Source organism: Rothia sp. HMSC069C04 (assembly GCF_001812895.1).
Lineage (GTDB): Bacteria > Actinomycetota > Actinomycetes > Actinomycetales > Micrococcaceae > Rothia.
Genome location: NZ_KV810742.1, coordinates 91339 through 108540 on the forward strand (window position 1 = coordinate 91339; position 17202 = coordinate 108540).

Consider the following 17202-nt stretch of genomic DNA (forward strand, 5'->3'; position numbering starts at 1 on the left):
CCCCCCCCCCCCCCCCCCCCCCCCCCCCGGCTGTCTGCGGAACGTAAAACGTTGAGCAGACAGCCGGGGCTCTCACAAGGAACCGCACCTAGCCGCGCTGTGCGGCGAGCTGTCGGCGGCGCATCTCCAATTCGAGGAGCTGACGCTGTACCGCTTCGAATTCTTCGTCGTCGGGGTTGGCGCTGAGCTGTTCCAGGCGCATCATCAGGTCAGATTTTTGGCGGGCAATCTGCTGCTCAAACAGAGCATTGAGCGCACCGGTGACGAAACCGGGCAGACGCTCAGCGCTGCTGACCGGTAGCGGTGAGACGGCGAGCTCCGCGATGGCGGGGTGTACGCCCTCCACAGCGCCGGAGCGCACGCAGTTGATCCATTCGATGCCGGGGGTGGGCGCCATGACGGTTGCCGCGTGAATAATGCCGGCGGCCACCTCACGATGGGTGCGGTAGCGGAACTGCACGGTGGCGAGGTTACGCCACTGTTCCACGCTGATGAGCTCGGGGTGCTGCAGGGCAATCTCGAGCGCCGCCTTTTCGAGGCGGGCAACCGGGTCGCGCGGGTCGGGGGTGAGGAACTCCTCGACGGCGGGGGCGGTCGCCTCCGGCTGGGGTGCGGCGGGCTGAATGCTGCTCGGCGGGTGCGCGGCAGCGTTCTGCCCGGCGTAGGCGCTGGGTGCGGCATGGTCTTCCGGTGGCGGTGCGTCGTAGGCGGGGTCGTAGGGCGCGTCAGCATGAACTGCCCCCTGAACACCCGTATAACCCGGCGTGCCCGCGTAACCCTGAGCGCCCGCGTATCCCGGTGTGCCCGGCACTCCCTGCGGCCCCTCGTTCAGACGCTCGTAACGCGGCGCGGCGGCGGTAGCCTCCGCCTGCTGGGAGCGAGAAAGCTTCGGGTGATTCTGCGCGTACGCCACGGCACGCTGAATCTCGTCCAACTCCAGGCCGAGCTGACCGGACACCTTACGCATGTAGGCGGGGCGCAGGTCGCGGTCCTTAATACCGGCGATAATCGGGGCGATAGCGCGCATCGCCAGCACGCGGCCTTCAAGGGTCGCCAGGTCGTACTTGGCGAGGGTTGAATCAATCGCAAACTCGAAGAGCGGGCGGCGCGAAGCGATTAGCGAGCGCACGGCGGCGTCGCCCTTGTGTAGGCGCAGGTCGCAGGGGTCCATGCCGTTCTCGGCAACCGCCACGAAGGTCTGCGCGATGAAGCGCTGGTCCTCCTGGAAGGCGGCCATGGCGGCTTTCTGGCCTGCGGCGTCGCCGTCGAAGGTGAAGATGATTTCGCCGCCGGAGCCGTCGTCGGTAATCATGCGGCGCACCATCTTGATGTGGCCGGGACCGAATGCGGTGCCGCAGGTGGCAACGGCGGTGGTGATGCCGGCGAGGTGTGCCGCCATGACGTCCGTGTAGCCTTCCACGATGACGACCTGCTTAGTCTTGGTCATATCGCGTTTTGCCAGGTCAATGCCGTAGAGCACCTGGGATTTCTTGTACAGCTGCGTCTCGGGGGTGTTCAGGTATTTGGGGCCCTGGTCGTCGTCGAAGAGGCGGCGAGCACCGAAGCCGATGGTTTCACCGGCGATGGTGCGAATCGGCCAGATGATGCGGCCGCGGAAGCGGTCGTACAGGCCTCGGTTGCCCTCCGAGAACATGCCGGTCGCCTTCAGCTCCTCATCCGTGAAGCCCTGGGAGCGAAGGTGCTTGAGCAAGTGATCCCAGCCACGCGGGGCGTAGCCGACACCGAACTTGCGGGTTGCGGCGGGGTCGAAACCGCGGGCGCCGAGGAAGCGCTGCGCCTCCTGAGCATCAGCGCTGTAGAGGTTGCGCTCGAAGAACTCGGCGGCAATCTTGTGCGCGTCGAGCAGGCGGCGGCGCATACCCGCCTCGTAGCGGTCGCCGGGCTTACCGCCCTCATAGTGCAGGGTGTAACCAATACGGGCGGCTAGACGCTCCACCGTCTCAACGAAGCTGGTGTGTTCCATCGCCATGACGAAGGAGTACACGTCACCGGATTCACCGCAGCCAAAGCAGTGGTACGAACCGACCTGCGGGCGCACATTGAAGGAGGGCGTGCGCTCGTCGTGGAACGGGCACAGCCCCTTGAAGGTGCCTATACCGGCGCTTTTGAGGCTCACATAGCCTTCAATGATTTCGCGGATATCGGTACGGGCGCGGACTTCATCAATGTCTTCTTTGCGGATTAATCCAGCCATAAACTCAATTCTACGGTGAGGGTCAACAGGTAGCCTCTGCAGGCGTTGCAGGCGCGGGAAATAGCACGCGAACAGGCTCGTAAAAAGGATGCGCCGCGACGCGCAAACAGCACGCCGCGGCACACAAGTACAGGGGTTTAGCCGCCGGAAATATCCAGCTCAGCCTCCGCCAGGCCCAGGCGCTCAGCGTCGCCCAGGATGCGCGAATCCAGCCAGCCGTCGGGCAGGTGCGGTTGCTTGGGGCTGCCGGCGCGACCGCGCGAGCCCTCAACGGCGGCACCCGGGTAACCAATCGAGTGGTCCAGCTGAGCAATCAGCTCACGGAACGTCGCCAGGTCGGGCACCTGAGCCATCTTCGCGCGCAGCTCACCGCCAACCGGGTAGCCCTTGAAGTACCACGCCACGTGCTTGCGGATTTCGCGCAGGCCTCGAGTCTCATCGCCGAAGGTTTCCACCAGCAGTTCTGCGTGGCGGTAAATCATGTCCGACACCTCAGTCAGGGTCGGGCGGATACGCTCCGACGAACCCTCAAACGCATTCTGCAGGTCGCCAAACAGCCACGGGCGACCCTGGCAACCGCGACCAATCACGACGCCGTCCACGCCGGTCTGCTCAACCATGCGTACCGCATCCTCGGCGGAGAAAATATCGCCATTACCCAGGATCGGCACATCCGGAATCAGCTCACGCAGCTGCGCAATAGAATCCCAGTCAGCCTTACCCGAATAATGTTGAGCCGCAGTACGACCGTGCAGGGCAATCGCCGCAACACCGGCATCACGCGCAATTTTGGCGGACTCCAAGAACGTAATGTGGTCATCGTCGATGCCCTTACGCATCTTAATGGTCAGCGGAATATCGTTGCGGGACGCCTCCTTCACTGCGGTCTGCACAATCGCAGTGAACAGGTCAGTCTTCCAGGGCAGGGCGGCACCGCCACCGCGGCGAGTCACCTTAGGAGCCGGGCATCCAAAGTTCAAGTCAATGTGGTCGGCACGGTCCTCTTCAACGACCATGCGCACAGCCTTACCGACGTTGACCGCGTCCACACCGTAAATCTGGATGGAGCGGATCTTCTCGTCCGGGTCATGCTCAATAATGCGCATGGACTCGGGCTTACGTTCCACCAGGGCGCGCGCAGTCACCATTTCGGTAACGTACAGGCCGCCGCCATATTCACTGCAGAGGCGGCGGAAAGCCTTATTGGTCACGCCAGCCATCGGGGCGAGAACCACGGGAGTATCAACGGTCAGATTGCCCAGTTTCAGGGGCGGAAGGGTAAGACGGGGTGCTTCAGAATTCACCCCTATATTGTGGCATACGGGGGCAAATCGAGAACCGGACTCAGCTGAGGGGGTACAGGAGCACAGTGTAGTGGCACAGCGGCACGGCGCAGGCTCAGCAACCGCGAGAAGGCGCAAGCACGCACAAGGGGCGAGGAAGCGTTCCGCTCCCCCGCCCCTTCAGCAAGAGTCAGCCCGCAGGCCCGGTACCGAAAACCTGCTCAGGAACCTACTCGGTCACGTAAATATAGGTCGGGTCGCCCTCTACCGAAGCAGTACCGGCGCGCAGCAGTACGTCAGTCACCTGAACCAGCGCCTCCATGGCGTCATCAACCTCAACCAGCACCGGGTACTTAGCACTCAGCAGGGACAGCACCTGCATAATCGCTTCCACGGCACCCTCATTATCGAAGTCGTAGCCCAGCAGCAGTTCGGTGGCGGTGTTCTCATTCACCAGCGCCGCCTCCGGGTCAGTCTCGAAGGGGTGGTAGCTCACCGCAAACGCAACAATCGGGCCCTTCTTACCCTCGGCGGCAGCCTCACGAATGTGGTCACGAAGCACCACGGCGCCAAAGGCACGCACCTCATCCGAGAGGAAGTAGCGGTTCACGGTACCCAGACCCACCTCGGCGGGAACATCCCACTCATGGGCGCGGCGGTAGAACTCCCAGAGCGCGGCGGTCAGCTCAACCGAACCGGTCGCCAAATCCTCAATCGCCTGAGTCTCGTTACCGTCAGCATCCTCACGCAAAGACACCGGAGGAATCGCACCCGGCTCCACACGCACCATGCGGGAACGCTGAATCAGCTTCATACCGGCCGCCTGCGCGAACTCCTCACCATCGCTAAACGGTGCAAGCTTCACGCGCAGAGCAGTGGTCTGACCGTGCGCCGCCGCAATCTCACGCAACGCATCCAGCAGGGCGGTACCAATGCCCTGACGGCGGTGATCAGCAGCCACCTCAATGTAGGACCACAGGCGCGTCGGATGCAACAGCGAAACAACCACAGTACCCGCAGCCACCGGCACACCAGAAATAGTCACCACCAGAGTACGGCTGAACGGCGCATCCGTATCCGGGCCAAACAGGCCACGCTGGCGCTCCTCAACCTCATTGCGGGCAGAGTTCCAAATCTCAAGCAGGGCAAGGTCATCACCCTCCTGCCAAGGACGAATCTCAAATTTTTCGCTGAGGCGTTCAGCCATATCCGTGCACCTTTCCTTCGCTCGCGTCAAACGTGCCAATCAGTCTAACCAGGGTAGCCCAAATACACGACGGCGGGTAGCCTCTTTCGCTCTAAGAGGCTACCCGCCGACCATGTTATAAATTATTTTTAGCCTGCCAGGCGTGCAGCCAGGTAAGACTTCACCTGATCCAGAGCCACACGCTCCTGGTTCATGGTGTCGCGCTCGCGGATGGTCACAGCCTGATCCTCGAGAGTGTCAAAGTCCACGGTGATGCAGAACGGGGTACCAATCTCGTCCTGGCGGCGGTAACGGCGGCCAATAGCGCCCGCCTCGTCGTAGTCCACGTTCCACAGGCCACGCAGCTCATTCGCCAGCTTAGTTGCCGGCTCAGACAGCTCAGCCTTCTTCGACAGCGGCAGAACAGCGGCCTTCACCGGTGCCAGGCGCGGGTCGAGCTTCAGCACGACGCGCTTATCCACGCCACCCTTAGTGTTCGGTGCCTCATCCTCGACGTATGCGTCAACAAGGAACGCCATCATGGAGCGGGTCAGACCGAAGGACGGCTCAATCACGTACGGCACGTAACGCTCACCGGTAGCCTGGTCGAAGTACTCAAGCTTCGCGTTAGAGTGCTCATTGTGCACGCCCAGGTCGTAATCGGTACGGTTCGCAACGCCCATCAGCTCACCCCACTCGGAACCCTGGAAGCCGAAGCGGTACTCAACGTCAATAGTGCCAGCCGAGTAGTGTGCACGCTCCTCCTTAGGAACGTCGAAACGGCGCATGTTATCCGGGTTAATACCCAGGTCAACGAACCAGTTCCAGCAATCCTCAACCCACTCGTTGAAGTACTTATCAGCGTCATCCGGGTGCACGAAGTACTCAATTTCCATCTGCTCGAACTCACGAGTACGGAAAATAAAGTTACCGGGAGTGATCTCGTTACGGAACGACTTACCAATCTGGCCAATACCGAACGGCGGGCGCTTACGAGAAGCAGTGACCACATTGTTGAAGTTCACGAAAATACCCTGAGCGGTCTCGGGGCGCAGGAAGTGCAGACCCTCCTCATTATCAACCGGACCCAGGTAGGTCTTCATCAGACCGGAGAAGTTCTGCGGCTCAGTCCACTCGCCACGAGTACCACAGTTCGGGCAAGCAATTTCATCCATGCCCTCAGCCGGGCGGCCCTTCTTCGCCTCAAAGTTCTCCAGCAGGTGATCCTGACGCAGACGCTTGTGGCAGGACAGGCACTCAACCAGCGGGTCGGTGAAGGTCGCCACGTGACCGGATGCCTCCCACACCGCACGAGGCAGAATAACAGAGGAGTCCAGGCCAACCATGTCCGCACGGGAGCGGACGAAACGCTGCCACCACTGCTGACGGATGTTTTCCTTCAGCTCTGCACCGAGGGGGCCGTAGTCCCATGCGGAGCGGGAACCGCCGTAAATTTCACCGGCCTGGAAAACAAAGCCGCGGCGCTTCGCGAGCGCAATAACGTTATCGAGGGTGGACTTTTCAGCCATAGTTACTCCTTCTGCCCCGCCACCGGCTGTGACGTGCGTGAGTTCGGGTTCATAAGGGACGCGACCCAGAACGGGGCGCCCGTATTCGCGCTCATCGGCGCAATATGCACACTTTTTGATGCAAGACACTAGGGTACCATCACCACCCCACCCCTGGGTATGCCTACCCGACCCACCACTCCCCCATTTTTACCGGACGCCAGGATGCACCCGGCGGGATAAACTAGAGAGCATGGAAGAAATTTTTATTCGCGACGACATGATCCGCCTCGGTCAGTTCCTCAAGCTCGCCAACCTCGTAGAGGACGGCGCGCAGGCACGCGAGGTCATTCAGCACGGCCTGGTAAAGGTCAACGGCGACATTGAAGAAGCACGCGGCAAGCAGCTGCACCCCGGCGACACCGTGACGTTCAACGGCGTGACCGTGAAGGTCGCGCACGAGGACTAACCCGACCTCTTATTCCGTTTGAGATAGGGCGTTAGAGTGAGGGACGGCGTCCGTCCTCGTTCCTCTCCCCCGGCCCAAGGAAGCAGCCGGTGCGCACCTTCCTACGCTCCTACAGGGGAACCCACCCTCTCGGGTGCTCCGCTCTTCCTTGCTTCGCTGCGGAGAGCACCCGAGAGGGTACCCTGATGTCGCTTTCGGAAGGTGCACCGGCACGCTCCGGCAGCGGGGCCGAGAGCGGCTACCCGGAAAACGCGGCCGCACCCGCACAGTACCCCAGCGCGGAAAGGCGGTATCGTCCGAAGTGACATCAGGGTGCCCGAAGCGAAGCGAGGGCGGGTTCCCTGTAGGAACGAGGACGATAACCGCCTTTCCAAGTGGAACTGCACAGAACCGAGCGGAAGCAGAACTACACGTAAGGCCCCCGAGTCATGATGACTCGGGGGCCTTCCCTATAGCCGTTTTAGGCGTCAGAGCCTTCCGCGGCGCCGGTCGCCTCCGCAACCTTCTGCGCACGAATACGCGGCTCCTGACCCTGCACCTTCACCTCCAGGAACTCGCCCACATGGCGAATCTCCATGGCGCTCACGCCGTGACCCGCACCGGCGTACAGCACCTTAATGCCGTCGGTGTACTTGCGGATCCAGTCGTAGGTGTAGTTCACCATCTCCTGCGGGATGACGGGGTCTTCCTGGTCACGGCCGAAGAACACCGGCAGTTCGGTCTTCTTCAGCTCCTCGTCCTTGAAGTACGGCGAATCAGAATCTACCGCATAGCCGGACAGTCCCACCACAGCGGCGAACTCGCCGGGAGCATGACGCACCATCGAAGTTGCAATGCCCATACCCTGCGAGAAGCCCAGCAAGGTCACCGAAGCGTACGGTTCACGGTTCGCGCGCGCCCACTCCAGCACGTAGTCGCTCGCCTGCTCAATGGCGCGCTGGTCAGATTCGAGCTGCTGGTTCAGCGGGTACCACTGGTAGCCGATAGCATCTGCGGCAATGTAGGCGCCGGTCGAGTCCGCGGAGAACTGGCTGCCAACCGGCTGCGGTGCACGCATGGAGGCGTAGGTGAAGCCCTCCTGCGGAAGGTGCGCCGCCAGAGACAGCAGATCGTGTTCCTGGGAGCCGTAGCCGTGCAGCATGAGCACCAGGTGGGTGCCTACACGTTCGTTCTCGGGGCGGGTGTATTCGACGACGTATTTGTTTTCGCTCATGCACCCATCTTAGCGAGGACTCCCCCGCAAACCTGCACCGCAGGTTCCGCCGCTAGCTTGACCCTCACCTAACGTGAGGTTTTAGAGTGAAACCATGGACGCGAACATAACACCACCTGACGGGCAACACGAATACACCGTAGGAGAAGCGGCATCACTACACGGGCTAACAGTCCGCACGCTTCACCACTGGGAGCAGCGAGGCTTGCTCAACCCGGCACATGATGAGTTCAACGGGTACCGGTACTACACCGATACAGACCTTGAACGAATCACCGTCATTATGGGATACCGCGCCACCGGCATGAGTCTTGACGCTATTCACAAAATACTGCAGGACGAAGCGAACAGCACCGAGCATCTGCTCGCTCAGCGGGATATGCTTCAACGCAAAATCGCCGCGTACGGGCGCATGCTTGAAACCATCGAACACCTTTTGGAGGACACCATGGCACCTAAGAATGAGCAGCTCAGCGCTGCCGAAAAAGCAGAGATTATGGGTGAGGGGTTCAGCCTCGCCCACCAGCAGGAAGCGCAGGAACGTTACGTGAAAACTGACGACTGGGCTGAATACCAGCGCCGAACTGCAACGATGAACCGTGCCGACTGGCAGAACGGCAAACAGCAGGTTGACGAGGTAGAGCAGGCCCTCGTCGAGGCATTCAACCGCGGCGTGCAGCCGGGCAGCGAGGAGGCGAACGCGCTCGCCGAGCGGCACCGCGCCTCTCTGTTCTTTTTTGAGGTCACCCCCGCCAAGCACGCTATTCTAGCCCGCGGCTACGTTGAGGATGCCCGCTTCAAGGCTCACTACGAGAAGCTCGCGACCGGGCTTGCAGAATGGTTGCGGGATGTCATCTACGAGAATGCTCGTGCACACGGTGTCGACCCTGATGAAGCCGCCTGGGGTTAAATCTTTGGCTGAAAATACCCAGTAGCTAGGGGTGAGTAGCTGAGTGTGAAAGCTGAGCACAGAAAAACGCCCGGTATTCCCAACGTTGGGAATACCGGGCGTCGGCGTGCATACCTGCATGAAAATTAGACGGCTATCTAGCGGGTGCCATCGAGGTGACGGCGGTGCTCCTGAATACGGCGATCCAGGTGCTCAAGGTTCTGCTGCAACCCCGCAATCTCGTTTTCAATCTTTCGGCGGGCTCGCTCCATCACATCAACGGAGAGTGCATGATCATCCGGATTGTCCAAGATTGTACGAATGTCGGCAAGACTCATGCCGGCCTGACGGCAGGTAGCAATAAACCGTGCTGCGGAGATAGACTCCTCATCAAAAATACGGGTTCCGTGAGCATCACGGGGCACCGCAATGAGCCCCTCTTTTTCGTAATAGCGCAGGGCGTGGGTGCTCACCCCCAACTGCTCCGCTACCTCTTGAATACTTACCACAGCGTTAATGCTATGGGGTTAGAGCGGGTCTAAAGCAAACTGAGAACCCTTACCTTCCAGTGCAACAGGAGGCTGCTTCCGCGGTATCTCGCGGAGCTTTCAAAAAGTGCCAGAAAAACCGGAAAATATTCCCTGACTTGGCACAACACACTTCAAAAAGATAGAAAAAATGCCGGACGCTCGCATCATACGAACGCCCGGCATTCTATTACATAACCCTAAGGGTGAAGGTTAATTCACGGTGGGCGGAAGGACAGTTGAGAATACCCAGTCATTCCCTCACAATCCCACACCCACTGTTTGGATAAAACAACATTCAACAGGATGCGTGAAACGCCTTCGGGTGCCGGTTGAGTTAGCGAGTAACAGCGCCGTACAGACGAGTCATCGAGTCCAGCGCCTCACGCTCACGCTGCGCCTCGCTCGGGGTAGCAGATTCATCTTCAACACCCAGGGCGCGCGCCAGAATCTTCTCCACCTGCTTCGCCTCAATCAGGAAGCCGTCATGGCCGTGGTTCGACTCGATAATATCCACGGCGACCGGGGTGGGCAGCGCCTCCGCCAGACGGTGCGACTCGTGCGGGAAGAACAAGCGATCCGTGTTCACCGCCGCAATCGTCCACTCGCAATCGGTGTGCGCCAGCGCCTGCGCCAGGGTGCCGCGGCCACGCGCCACATCGTGCGAAATCAGTGCCTCGTTCACTGCCAGGTAGCTATTCGCGTCAAAGCGCTCAACCAGCTTGGCGCCGTGGTGGTCCAGGTAGCTTTCGATGGCGTAGCGGCCACGCGGCTCACCCAGCGAGCCGCCCACGGTGCTTTCGCCACGGTTCTCTTCGCGGCCGAAGCGGTGCTCCAGCTCGGCGGGGCTGCGGTAGGTGGTGTGCGCAATACGGCGTGCCAGGGCAAGACCGGTCAGCGGCGCGGGACCGTCATAGTAGTCGCCACCGGCAAAGTTCGCGTCCGAACGAATCGCAATATTCTGGGTGTGTGCCCACGAAATCTGTTCCGCCGTAGCCGAAGGACCGGAGGCAATCACCGCGCATCCGCGCACCAGCTCGGGATTGGTTGCCGCCCACTCCAGGGCGCGAGCGCCACCGAGAGAACCACCAATCACGTAGCGGAAGCTGGTCACGCCCAGGGCACGTGCCAGGTGCGCCTCAGCACGCACAGAATCACGGATGGTTACCTGCGGGAAGCGGGAACCCCAGTGCTCACCGGCACCCGGGTAGCCTTCCGGAATAATGCTTGCCGGTCCGGTGGAGCCGTAGCAACCGCCCAGAATATTGGGGGCAATCACAAAGTAGCGGTTGGTGTCTACGACCGAGTCGGGGCCCACGATGCCTTCCCACCAGCCGTCCGACTCGATAGCGCGAATCAGCGGGGCGGGCATGTCGGGGGTGGGGACGCCGCGGGAGACATGCGTATCGCCAGTGAGCGCATGCAAAATCAGGATGGCATTATCGCCAGCCTCGTTGAGGGTGCCCCAGGTTTCGTAGCCGATGGTCACCTGCGGCAGGGTCACGCCGGACTCAAGTTCCAGGTCGCCGATGTTCAGCTGACGCAGGTAGCCTTGCGCTTCGGGGTGCTCGCGCTGGGTGCCCGCCACGGGGATGGGCGCGGTAACAGGCTGGTTGGTAGTGGTGGTTTGGGTGGAGTTGAGCGGGGTAGTCATAGGGTTCCCTCCACGGGGTTGGCCGGCGGGATAGTGCCGGGTGTGAGCGGGTACGCTCCGGCGGACTCAAGTACTGACGGGGCAGCCAACGCTACCCGCTGCGAAAAGTGCTGTAACGGGGCCGCAGATGAACCGGGAAGCCGTTGCCTTCCGGTCCACCTGCGGGTTGCATCACCGTTTAGGAGAGGGTGTCGAAGCCCAGCTGCAGGTCGGCGAGAATATCGTCGATGTTCTCAATACCGACTGCCAGGCGCACAAAGTTCGGGTACACGCCAATCTTCTCCAGTTCCTCGGCGGAAAGCTGGGAGTGGGTGGTGGAGGCGGGGTGAATCACGAGCGAGCGCACGTCACCGATGTTCGCCACGTTGGAGTGCAGCTTCAGCGCGTCCACGAAGTCGCGGGTCTGCTCCAGGGTTGCACCCTTGAGGGTGAAGCCGAGCACCGCGCCGGGGCCCTTGGGCAGGTACTTCTGTGCACGCTCGTACCAGGGGGAGGATTCCACGCCAGCCCAGATAACCTTGTCAACCTGCGGGTTTGCTTCGAGCCAGTGGGCGACCTTGGTGGCGTTCTCAATGTGGCGTTCGATACGCAGGGAGAGGGTCTCCAGACCGATGCCGATGTTGAAGGCGTTGGTCGGGGAGATTGCGGCGCCGGTGTCACGCAGCAGGGAGACGCGTGCCTTCAGGATGTAGGAGAGGTTCGCACCGAATGCGGAGTCCTTACCCAGGTCGCGTGCGTAGACCAGGCCGTGGTAGCCGGGTGCGGGCTGGTTGAACTTGGGGAACTTCTCGGGGTCTGCACCGTAGTCGAAGTTACCGGAGTCAACAATCACACCGCCGATGGAGGTGCCGTGGCCGCCCAGGTACTTGGTGGCGGAGTGGACGACCACGTCCGCGCCGTGCTCGATGGGGCGCAGCAGGTAGGGGGTGGGCACGGTGTTGTCCACGATCAGGGGTACGCCGTTTTCGTGCGCAATCTTGGCGATGGGCTCGATGTCGAGCACGTCGTTGCGGGGGTTAGGCACGGATTCTCCGTAGAACAGCTTGGTGTTGGGACGAACCGCGGCGCGCCATGCGTCCAGGTCGTCCGGGTTCTCAACGAAGGTGGTTTCGATGCCGAGGTCGGCGAGGGTGTACTTGAGCAGGTTGTAGGTGCCGCCGTATATGGAGGGCGATGCAACCACATGGTCGCCTGCGCCGGCAATGTTCAGGATTGCGTAGGTGATAGCTGCCTGACCGGATGCCAGCAGTAGCGCGCCAACGCCGCCTTCCAGGGAAGCGATGCGGTTTTCGATTACTTCCTGGGTGGGGTTGTTCATGCGGGTGTAAATGGGTCCCAGCTCGGCGAGAGCGAAACGGTTCGCTGCCTGCTCGGCGCTGTCAAAGACATAAGAGGTGGTCTGGTAGATGGGTAGTGCCCGAGCTCCCGTTGCGGCATCCGGCGCCTGACCTGCGTGAATCTGGCGGGTTTCGAACTTCCAACCGGCGGGGTTGGCGGGAGTCGGGACGGTAGTGTTGTTGCTCATGCGTGGCTCCTAATGGGGATTCTTAGGGGGCCGCATGCCGACGGTACAGGAATCGTCGTCGAATAATCCTGTCACGATTGATGTACCGTTATCGGTCACATCGGTCCCGCGCTTGCGTCACGCTTTTGCGTGCCGCCTGGTCTTCACCCAGGGCACCCCACCGCGGAGGAGGGTTGCCGGCCAGCTAGCTGGGGCTTATCGCTGGCGCTCTTGACCTGTATTCAGGGTGTCATAGGGCGTTGGGTGGGGTCAAGGGTTTTGTGGGTGAACGGCACTTTAAGACATTTCATTGCAAAGATGACGTTTTTTAACGTCGATGAAGCTCATGCTGTCGGTGAATATGACACGGGAATCCGCTGCGCAGGTGGTGCCTCATGGATAGTGCTTTCAGAGCGAGTGCCCCACCCTCCAAATAGTAATTCCCATCACTTTTTCGATGCTTTTCGGTACACTGAGACTACACATACACTCACGCAGGGCGCGGCACACTCCGCTGTTTATCCTGCCCAGCATCCCTCCGGTATAGGGGCCAGAGGGTCATACCCGAAGGTTACCTACCATGTCTCTTGTTCTTGACGCCGCGCAGCTCAGCCGAGTCTTTGGCAAAGGTGAAAACGCTTTTACCGCCGTCGACCGGGTGTCGCTTCGCGTTAGCTCCGGCGAGATCCACGCCCTCCTCGGCCCCAACGGCGCGGGCAAAACAACCACCGTGCAGATGTGCTCGACCCTGCTCACCCCCACCAGCGGTAGCCTCACCGTGAACGGTGTTGACGCCATCGCTCACCCGCAGCGGGCACGCCGTCACGTGGGTCTCGCACTCGGCGGGGATAGCGGCTTCTACCCGCGCGCCAGCGCCCGCGACAACCTGCTCTTCTTCGCCGATGTTGCGGGGGTTTCCGGGCGGAGCCGGCGGCGCGAGGTGGACCACGCCCTAGCCCGCGTGGAACTCACCGATGCGGCGGCGCGACCCTTTCAGGAGTTTTCCCGCGGCATGAAGCAGCGCCTGCACATCGCTCGCGCGCTGCTCGGCTCCCCCGCCCTGCTCCTGCTGGACGAGCCGACCAACGGGCTCGACCCCGATATCGCCCTGACCGTGCGAACCCTCATCCGCTCCCTCGCGGAGGACGGCGCCGCCGTTCTGCTGACGAGTCACCTACTGGGCGAAATCGAGGACCTGGCGCATACCATCACCGTTTTGGGCGCCGGTTCCGTTGCGGTGAGCGGCAGTCTCGAGGACGTTGCCGCACACGCCGGTATTGCCGCCACGACTGTGGTTCAGGTGGATCCCACCGCCACCGAGGGTCTTGATACACTACGCGGATTCCTCCACGATAAGGCGGCGGTACTTTTTGCCCCGCGTGGTTCCGGCTGGGAACTGACCCTCTACTGGCACGGCGAGCGCGCCACGTTCGAGGCGGGCGAGGCGCACCGCATCCTGGCGGAGGGGCTCGCCGCCGCGAACATCGGGGCACGAACCGAGCCGTACACGCGCCCGGCAACCCTGGAAGAGGCATACCTGGCGATGGCGGAGGGGCTCAAGCGATGAGTACTCAGACGCGACGCTCGGAAGAGTCCCAAACCCGGGGCCAGCAGTACGACCTGAGGCAGGAGTGCGCCCGCCAGCTGCGGCTCATGGGATTTAGCCTGCGACAGTTCCTGACGGTCCCGTACTTTATTCAGCTGCTCATCAGCACGGTGCTCGGGTCGGTTATCCTTCAAGCGCTCGCCGTGCACGCGGCGGCCCAGAGCTCCGCGGGTCACTCCGTTGACCCGACCCTCGCGTGGACCCGCGCGGGCATCGTGGGCATGTGGTCGGTCTGCATCGTGTCTGCGGGCATTATCAATTTTGAGCGCTTCCGCGGGACCCTCGTGTACCTGTGTTCCGGGTCGATTTCTCCGGTGCGGGTGTTGGCGGCTATCGTTTCGAGCGCCTCCATTGTGGGTCTGGCGGCCCTACCCCTATCGTGGGCGGTTTGGGCTCTTGTGACGCTCAATCCGCAGGTTACGGACTTTTCCGAGCTCTGGCCGCGCTATGTTCTGGGCGTTCCCCTGCTGTGGGTTGCATGCCTGTCGGTTACGTTCATGATTGCGGTGTTCTTCGTGGCAACGCCGAACGCCATCGCCTACGAGGAGCTGCTCCTCGTGCCGGTATTTATTCTCTCCGGGGTTCTCTTCACGACCGTTGAGGCACCCGCCTGGCTGGATGCCGTGGGCGTGCTCATTCCTCTGCAGGCGCCGGTGCACCTGCTGCTAGGGCGTATCCCTATTAACACCCCGGCGGATGCGCTCCTGCCCGTTGCGCAGACGCTCGCCGTGAGCCTCGCTTGGGCGTTGTGCGCCTTCCTCTTTGCACGGAAGGCTCTCGCCTCCGCCCGCCGTCGCGGCACCCTGGGGGCGATGTAGCGTGCGTGTTCTCTCTTCTGCTGCTCTGCCTAGCGTGGCGCGTCGGGCACTGTCGACCGCCTCTATTGGCTGGTCGTCGTCGATTACCTTCGCAACCCTCGGAACGGCTGTCACGACCCTGGTTCTCGTACCCGGTCTTAACGTGCTTTTCACGGTGCTTCTGGGTGCTGATCTTGCCGCGAACGATACGGTGCGCATCGGCTGTGCAACCGCCCTGATTGCCACCCTCAGCTCGGTGGCCGCCGGCATTGTTGCGCGCGTCGCCACAGACCGGTGGATTGGCGTCTTCGAGTACGTGTGCACGGCGCGCCCCGTGGATGCGGGCTACTGGCTGGGCGCGGCGGCGGTACCCGCGCTGCTAGCCTCCGTGACGGGCCTGAGCAATGTGGGCATCGTGTGGTTGCTCTCCCTCACGGCGCCCTCCACCGGGGCGGCTTCGGGGCTTCTGCTCGGCGCCATCGCACTGATGCCGGTTGCGGTGCTGGGCGGGGTCTGCCTGGGTATTTTTGCCGCCGGGCTGGGCCTGTACCTGTCCGATCCGTACACGGGGTCGAATGTCCTGTCGATTATTCTGCCGGTGAGCGCGGGTGTGATTGTTCCGGTGAGCACCTACCCCGCGTGGCTTGCGTGGCTGTGTCCCTGGGTTCCCGGGTCCCGGCTGGTGCAGGTTTTAGACGCCTCTAGCGGTATTGCGAACGGCACCACCCCGGAGCTCTTCGCGTCCCTGGGGGCAGACGCGGCACTGGCGGTACTCTACGCCGCGGTAGGGTTGGGGCTGACCTTCCTTGCCGCCCGCCGCATCCGTGCAGGCGCCCGCGCCTCGCTGCTATAGGGTGTGAAACCCAAAAAGAACGAACCTTTTAAACACCCTCTCCCCCGGCGCGCTATCCGGGCATGAAAACCGACCGGGCGCCGTACCCAGCCGGGCGCCGCAACTAAGAAAGACTATTCCTGTGACCATTGCTCCCGCTTCATACACCTTAGAGACCCTAGGGTTCGACCCCTCCTGGCAGGGTTCAGCAATCCGCGCCGCGTTCACCCTCGGCGGTACCCTCGAAAACTTTACCCTCGCCCGTGTCAGCGCCGTGCACCGCACCCGCTGCGAGCTACTGACCTGCGAGCGGGGTGAGCTCATTAAGCTTTCCGCTCCGCTGCGTCCGGTTGAGAACGACTACGGCGAAGAAGAGTACCCCGTCGTCGGCGACTGGGTACTCACCCAACCCATCCCCGGAACTGGCGGTGCAGCCCATCCGGCGGAGCATAAATTCCTCGCGATACTGCCCCGGCGAAGCTACCTCACCCGCCCCAGCGCCACCCGAGAATCCGCGGATCAGCCTGTCGCCGCCAACGTGGATATGCTCTGCATCGTTGAGCCCTGCTTCCCCGAGCCGTCCATTGGGCGAATTGAACGCTACACCGCCCTGGCGCACGCTTCCGGGGTGCAGGTCGCACTGATTCTCACCAAGGGTGACCTAGTAACGGCTGAACAGCTCACCAACTACAGGGACTCCCTCGCAGGTGGTGTGGATGCGGTACTCGCCGTCTGCACGGACAACGGCTACGACCCTGCCCCGGTCGCGGAGCTTGTCGCCGGACGCACCGCCGCATTCCTGGGCCGTAGCGGCGCAGGCAAATCTACCCTCGTCAACGCTCTGCTCAACCCCGGAGTTGACCCCCGCGAGGATAGCCAAGAATATCAGGTGCAGGTCACCTCCACGGTCCGCGATGCTGACGGCAAGGGGCGCCACACCACCACCAGCCGCCAGATGCTTGTTTTACCCGGTGCGGAAGGCTCAAGCGAAGGAGACTCGACCAACGCAAAATCATCATCTGGCACGGTGCTGATCGACACTCCGGGCGTACGAGCCCTAGCCGCAACGAGCGATAGCGCCGCCATTGATGAGACCTTCGAGGACGTCTCCAGCTACGCCTCCTCCTGCCGGTACAGCGACTGCTCCCACGGCTCCGAACCCGGATGCGCGGTGCAGCAGGCGCTCGCCGACGGCTCCCTCGACCCCGAACGTTTCGAACGCTACCGCAGGATGATGGCGGAATCCGCGCGCCTGCGCCTGCGCTCCCAGGAGCGCGAGTACCGGCAGAGTAACCGCGCCTTCACGAAGGCAAACAAGGCGGGCCGCCGCACCCTCATGTCCATTAAGGGACGCGCCAACTAGCCGCCGGACGCGCACGTTGCGGCGAGGCTTCGGTGAGACTTCAGCGGGGCTTCCACAGGCTGAGCCGGGCAACCCCGCGCAGGCGGCAATATAGTAGCCTGCCTCACTCTTCGATACACTAGAACTAGGCGTGCCCGCAGACCCCCGCGCACCCTC

14 protein-coding genes and 1 riboswitch are annotated in these 17202 nt (G+C 62.1%); of the genes, 6 read left to right on the top strand and 8 right to left on the bottom strand.

The features are described from left to right. Positions 1–88: 88 nt before the first annotated feature. The 4 genes from dnaG to HMPREF2879_RS05545 all read right to left on the bottom strand — a co-directional run bounded on the left by dnaG (position 89) and on the right by HMPREF2879_RS05545 (position 6213). A complete protein-coding gene (gene dnaG / locus HMPREF2879_RS05530) occupies positions 89–2215 on the bottom strand; it encodes a DNA primase (protein WP_070634987.1) in 2127 nt (708 codons plus the stop codon). A 137-nt stretch (positions 2216–2352) separates the two neighbouring features. Continuing rightward, positions 2353–3519, bottom strand: a complete 1167-nt coding sequence (gene dusB, locus HMPREF2879_RS05535) for a tRNA dihydrouridine synthase DusB (protein WP_049355088.1) — start codon at positions 3517–3519, stop codon at positions 2353–2355. Positions 3520–3727: 208 nt separating this feature from the next. Then, complete coding sequence (locus tag HMPREF2879_RS05540) at positions 3728–4705, bottom strand: GNAT family N-acetyltransferase (RefSeq protein ID WP_070634988.1); 978 nt, start codon at positions 4703–4705, stop codon at positions 3728–3730. Between the two features lie 128 nt (positions 4706–4833). Continuing rightward, positions 4834–6213: a glycine--tRNA ligase gene (locus tag HMPREF2879_RS05545; RefSeq protein ID WP_049341669.1), complete on the bottom strand. Its 1380-nt coding sequence runs from the start codon at positions 6211–6213 to the stop codon at positions 4834–4836. A 232-nt stretch (positions 6214–6445) separates the two neighbouring features. On the opposite strand from HMPREF2879_RS05545, the gene HMPREF2879_RS05550 reads away from it, so the two are divergent. Beyond that, on the top strand, positions 6446–6661 hold the full coding sequence (locus HMPREF2879_RS05550) for an RNA-binding S4 domain-containing protein (protein ID WP_005508828.1): 216 nt from the start codon (positions 6446–6448) through the stop codon (positions 6659–6661). A 460-nt stretch (positions 6662–7121) separates the two neighbouring features. Here HMPREF2879_RS05550 and HMPREF2879_RS05555 read toward each other — a convergent pair whose 3' ends face one another. After that, complete coding sequence (locus tag HMPREF2879_RS05555) at positions 7122–7874, bottom strand: alpha/beta hydrolase (protein ID WP_070634989.1); 753 nt, start codon at positions 7872–7874, stop codon at positions 7122–7124. A gap of 94 nt (positions 7875–7968) precedes the next feature. On the opposite strand from HMPREF2879_RS05555, the gene HMPREF2879_RS05560 reads away from it, so the two are divergent. Continuing rightward, entirely contained in the window at positions 7969–8784 is an 816-nt protein-coding gene (locus HMPREF2879_RS05560) for a MerR family transcriptional regulator (protein ID WP_070634990.1), read from the top strand. Between the two features lie 137 nt (positions 8785–8921). Here HMPREF2879_RS05560 and HMPREF2879_RS05565 read toward each other — a convergent pair whose 3' ends face one another. From HMPREF2879_RS05565 to HMPREF2879_RS05575, 3 genes are all read right to left on the bottom strand, one after another. Further along, entirely contained in the window at positions 8922–9272 is a 351-nt protein-coding gene (locus HMPREF2879_RS05565) for a MerR family transcriptional regulator (RefSeq protein ID WP_070634991.1), read from the bottom strand. A gap of 355 nt (positions 9273–9627) precedes the next feature. Beyond that, complete coding sequence (locus HMPREF2879_RS05570; protein WP_246822914.1) at positions 9628–10944, bottom strand: homoserine O-acetyltransferase MetX; 1317 nt, start codon at positions 10942–10944, stop codon at positions 9628–9630. Positions 10945–11122: 178 nt separating this feature from the next. Next, positions 11123–12469, bottom strand: a complete 1347-nt coding sequence (locus tag HMPREF2879_RS05575; protein ID WP_070634992.1) for a bifunctional o-acetylhomoserine/o-acetylserine sulfhydrylase — start codon at positions 12467–12469, stop codon at positions 11123–11125. Between the two features lie 103 nt (positions 12470–12572). Next, a riboswitch (SAM riboswitch) is annotated at positions 12573–12685 on the bottom strand. A gap of 343 nt (positions 12686–13028) precedes the next feature. On the opposite strand from HMPREF2879_RS05575, the gene HMPREF2879_RS05580 reads away from it, so the two are divergent. The 4 genes from HMPREF2879_RS05580 to rsgA all read left to right on the top strand — a co-directional run bounded on the left by HMPREF2879_RS05580 (position 13029) and on the right by rsgA (position 17046). Beyond that, on the top strand, positions 13029–14015 hold the full coding sequence (locus tag HMPREF2879_RS05580) for an ABC transporter ATP-binding protein (protein ID WP_044150678.1): 987 nt from the start codon (positions 13029–13031) through the stop codon (positions 14013–14015). Further along, positions 14012–14872 carry an ABC transporter permease gene (locus tag HMPREF2879_RS05585; protein WP_070634993.1) on the top strand — a complete coding sequence of 287 codons (861 nt, stop codon included), beginning with the start codon at positions 14012–14014 and terminating at the stop codon, positions 14870–14872. The genes HMPREF2879_RS05580 and HMPREF2879_RS05585 overlap by 4 nt, the downstream gene beginning before the upstream one ends. Before the next feature lies 1 nt (position 14873). Then, the gene (locus tag HMPREF2879_RS05590; protein WP_070634994.1) at positions 14874–15704 is read left to right on the top strand and encodes an ABC transporter; all 831 of its coding nucleotides are present in this window, start codon (positions 14874–14876) and stop codon (positions 15702–15704) included. Between the two features lie 121 nt (positions 15705–15825). After that, the gene (gene rsgA, locus HMPREF2879_RS05595; RefSeq protein WP_070634995.1) at positions 15826–17046 is read left to right on the top strand and encodes a ribosome small subunit-dependent GTPase A; all 1221 of its coding nucleotides are present in this window, start codon (positions 15826–15828) and stop codon (positions 17044–17046) included. Positions 17047–17202 lie beyond the last annotated feature (156 nt).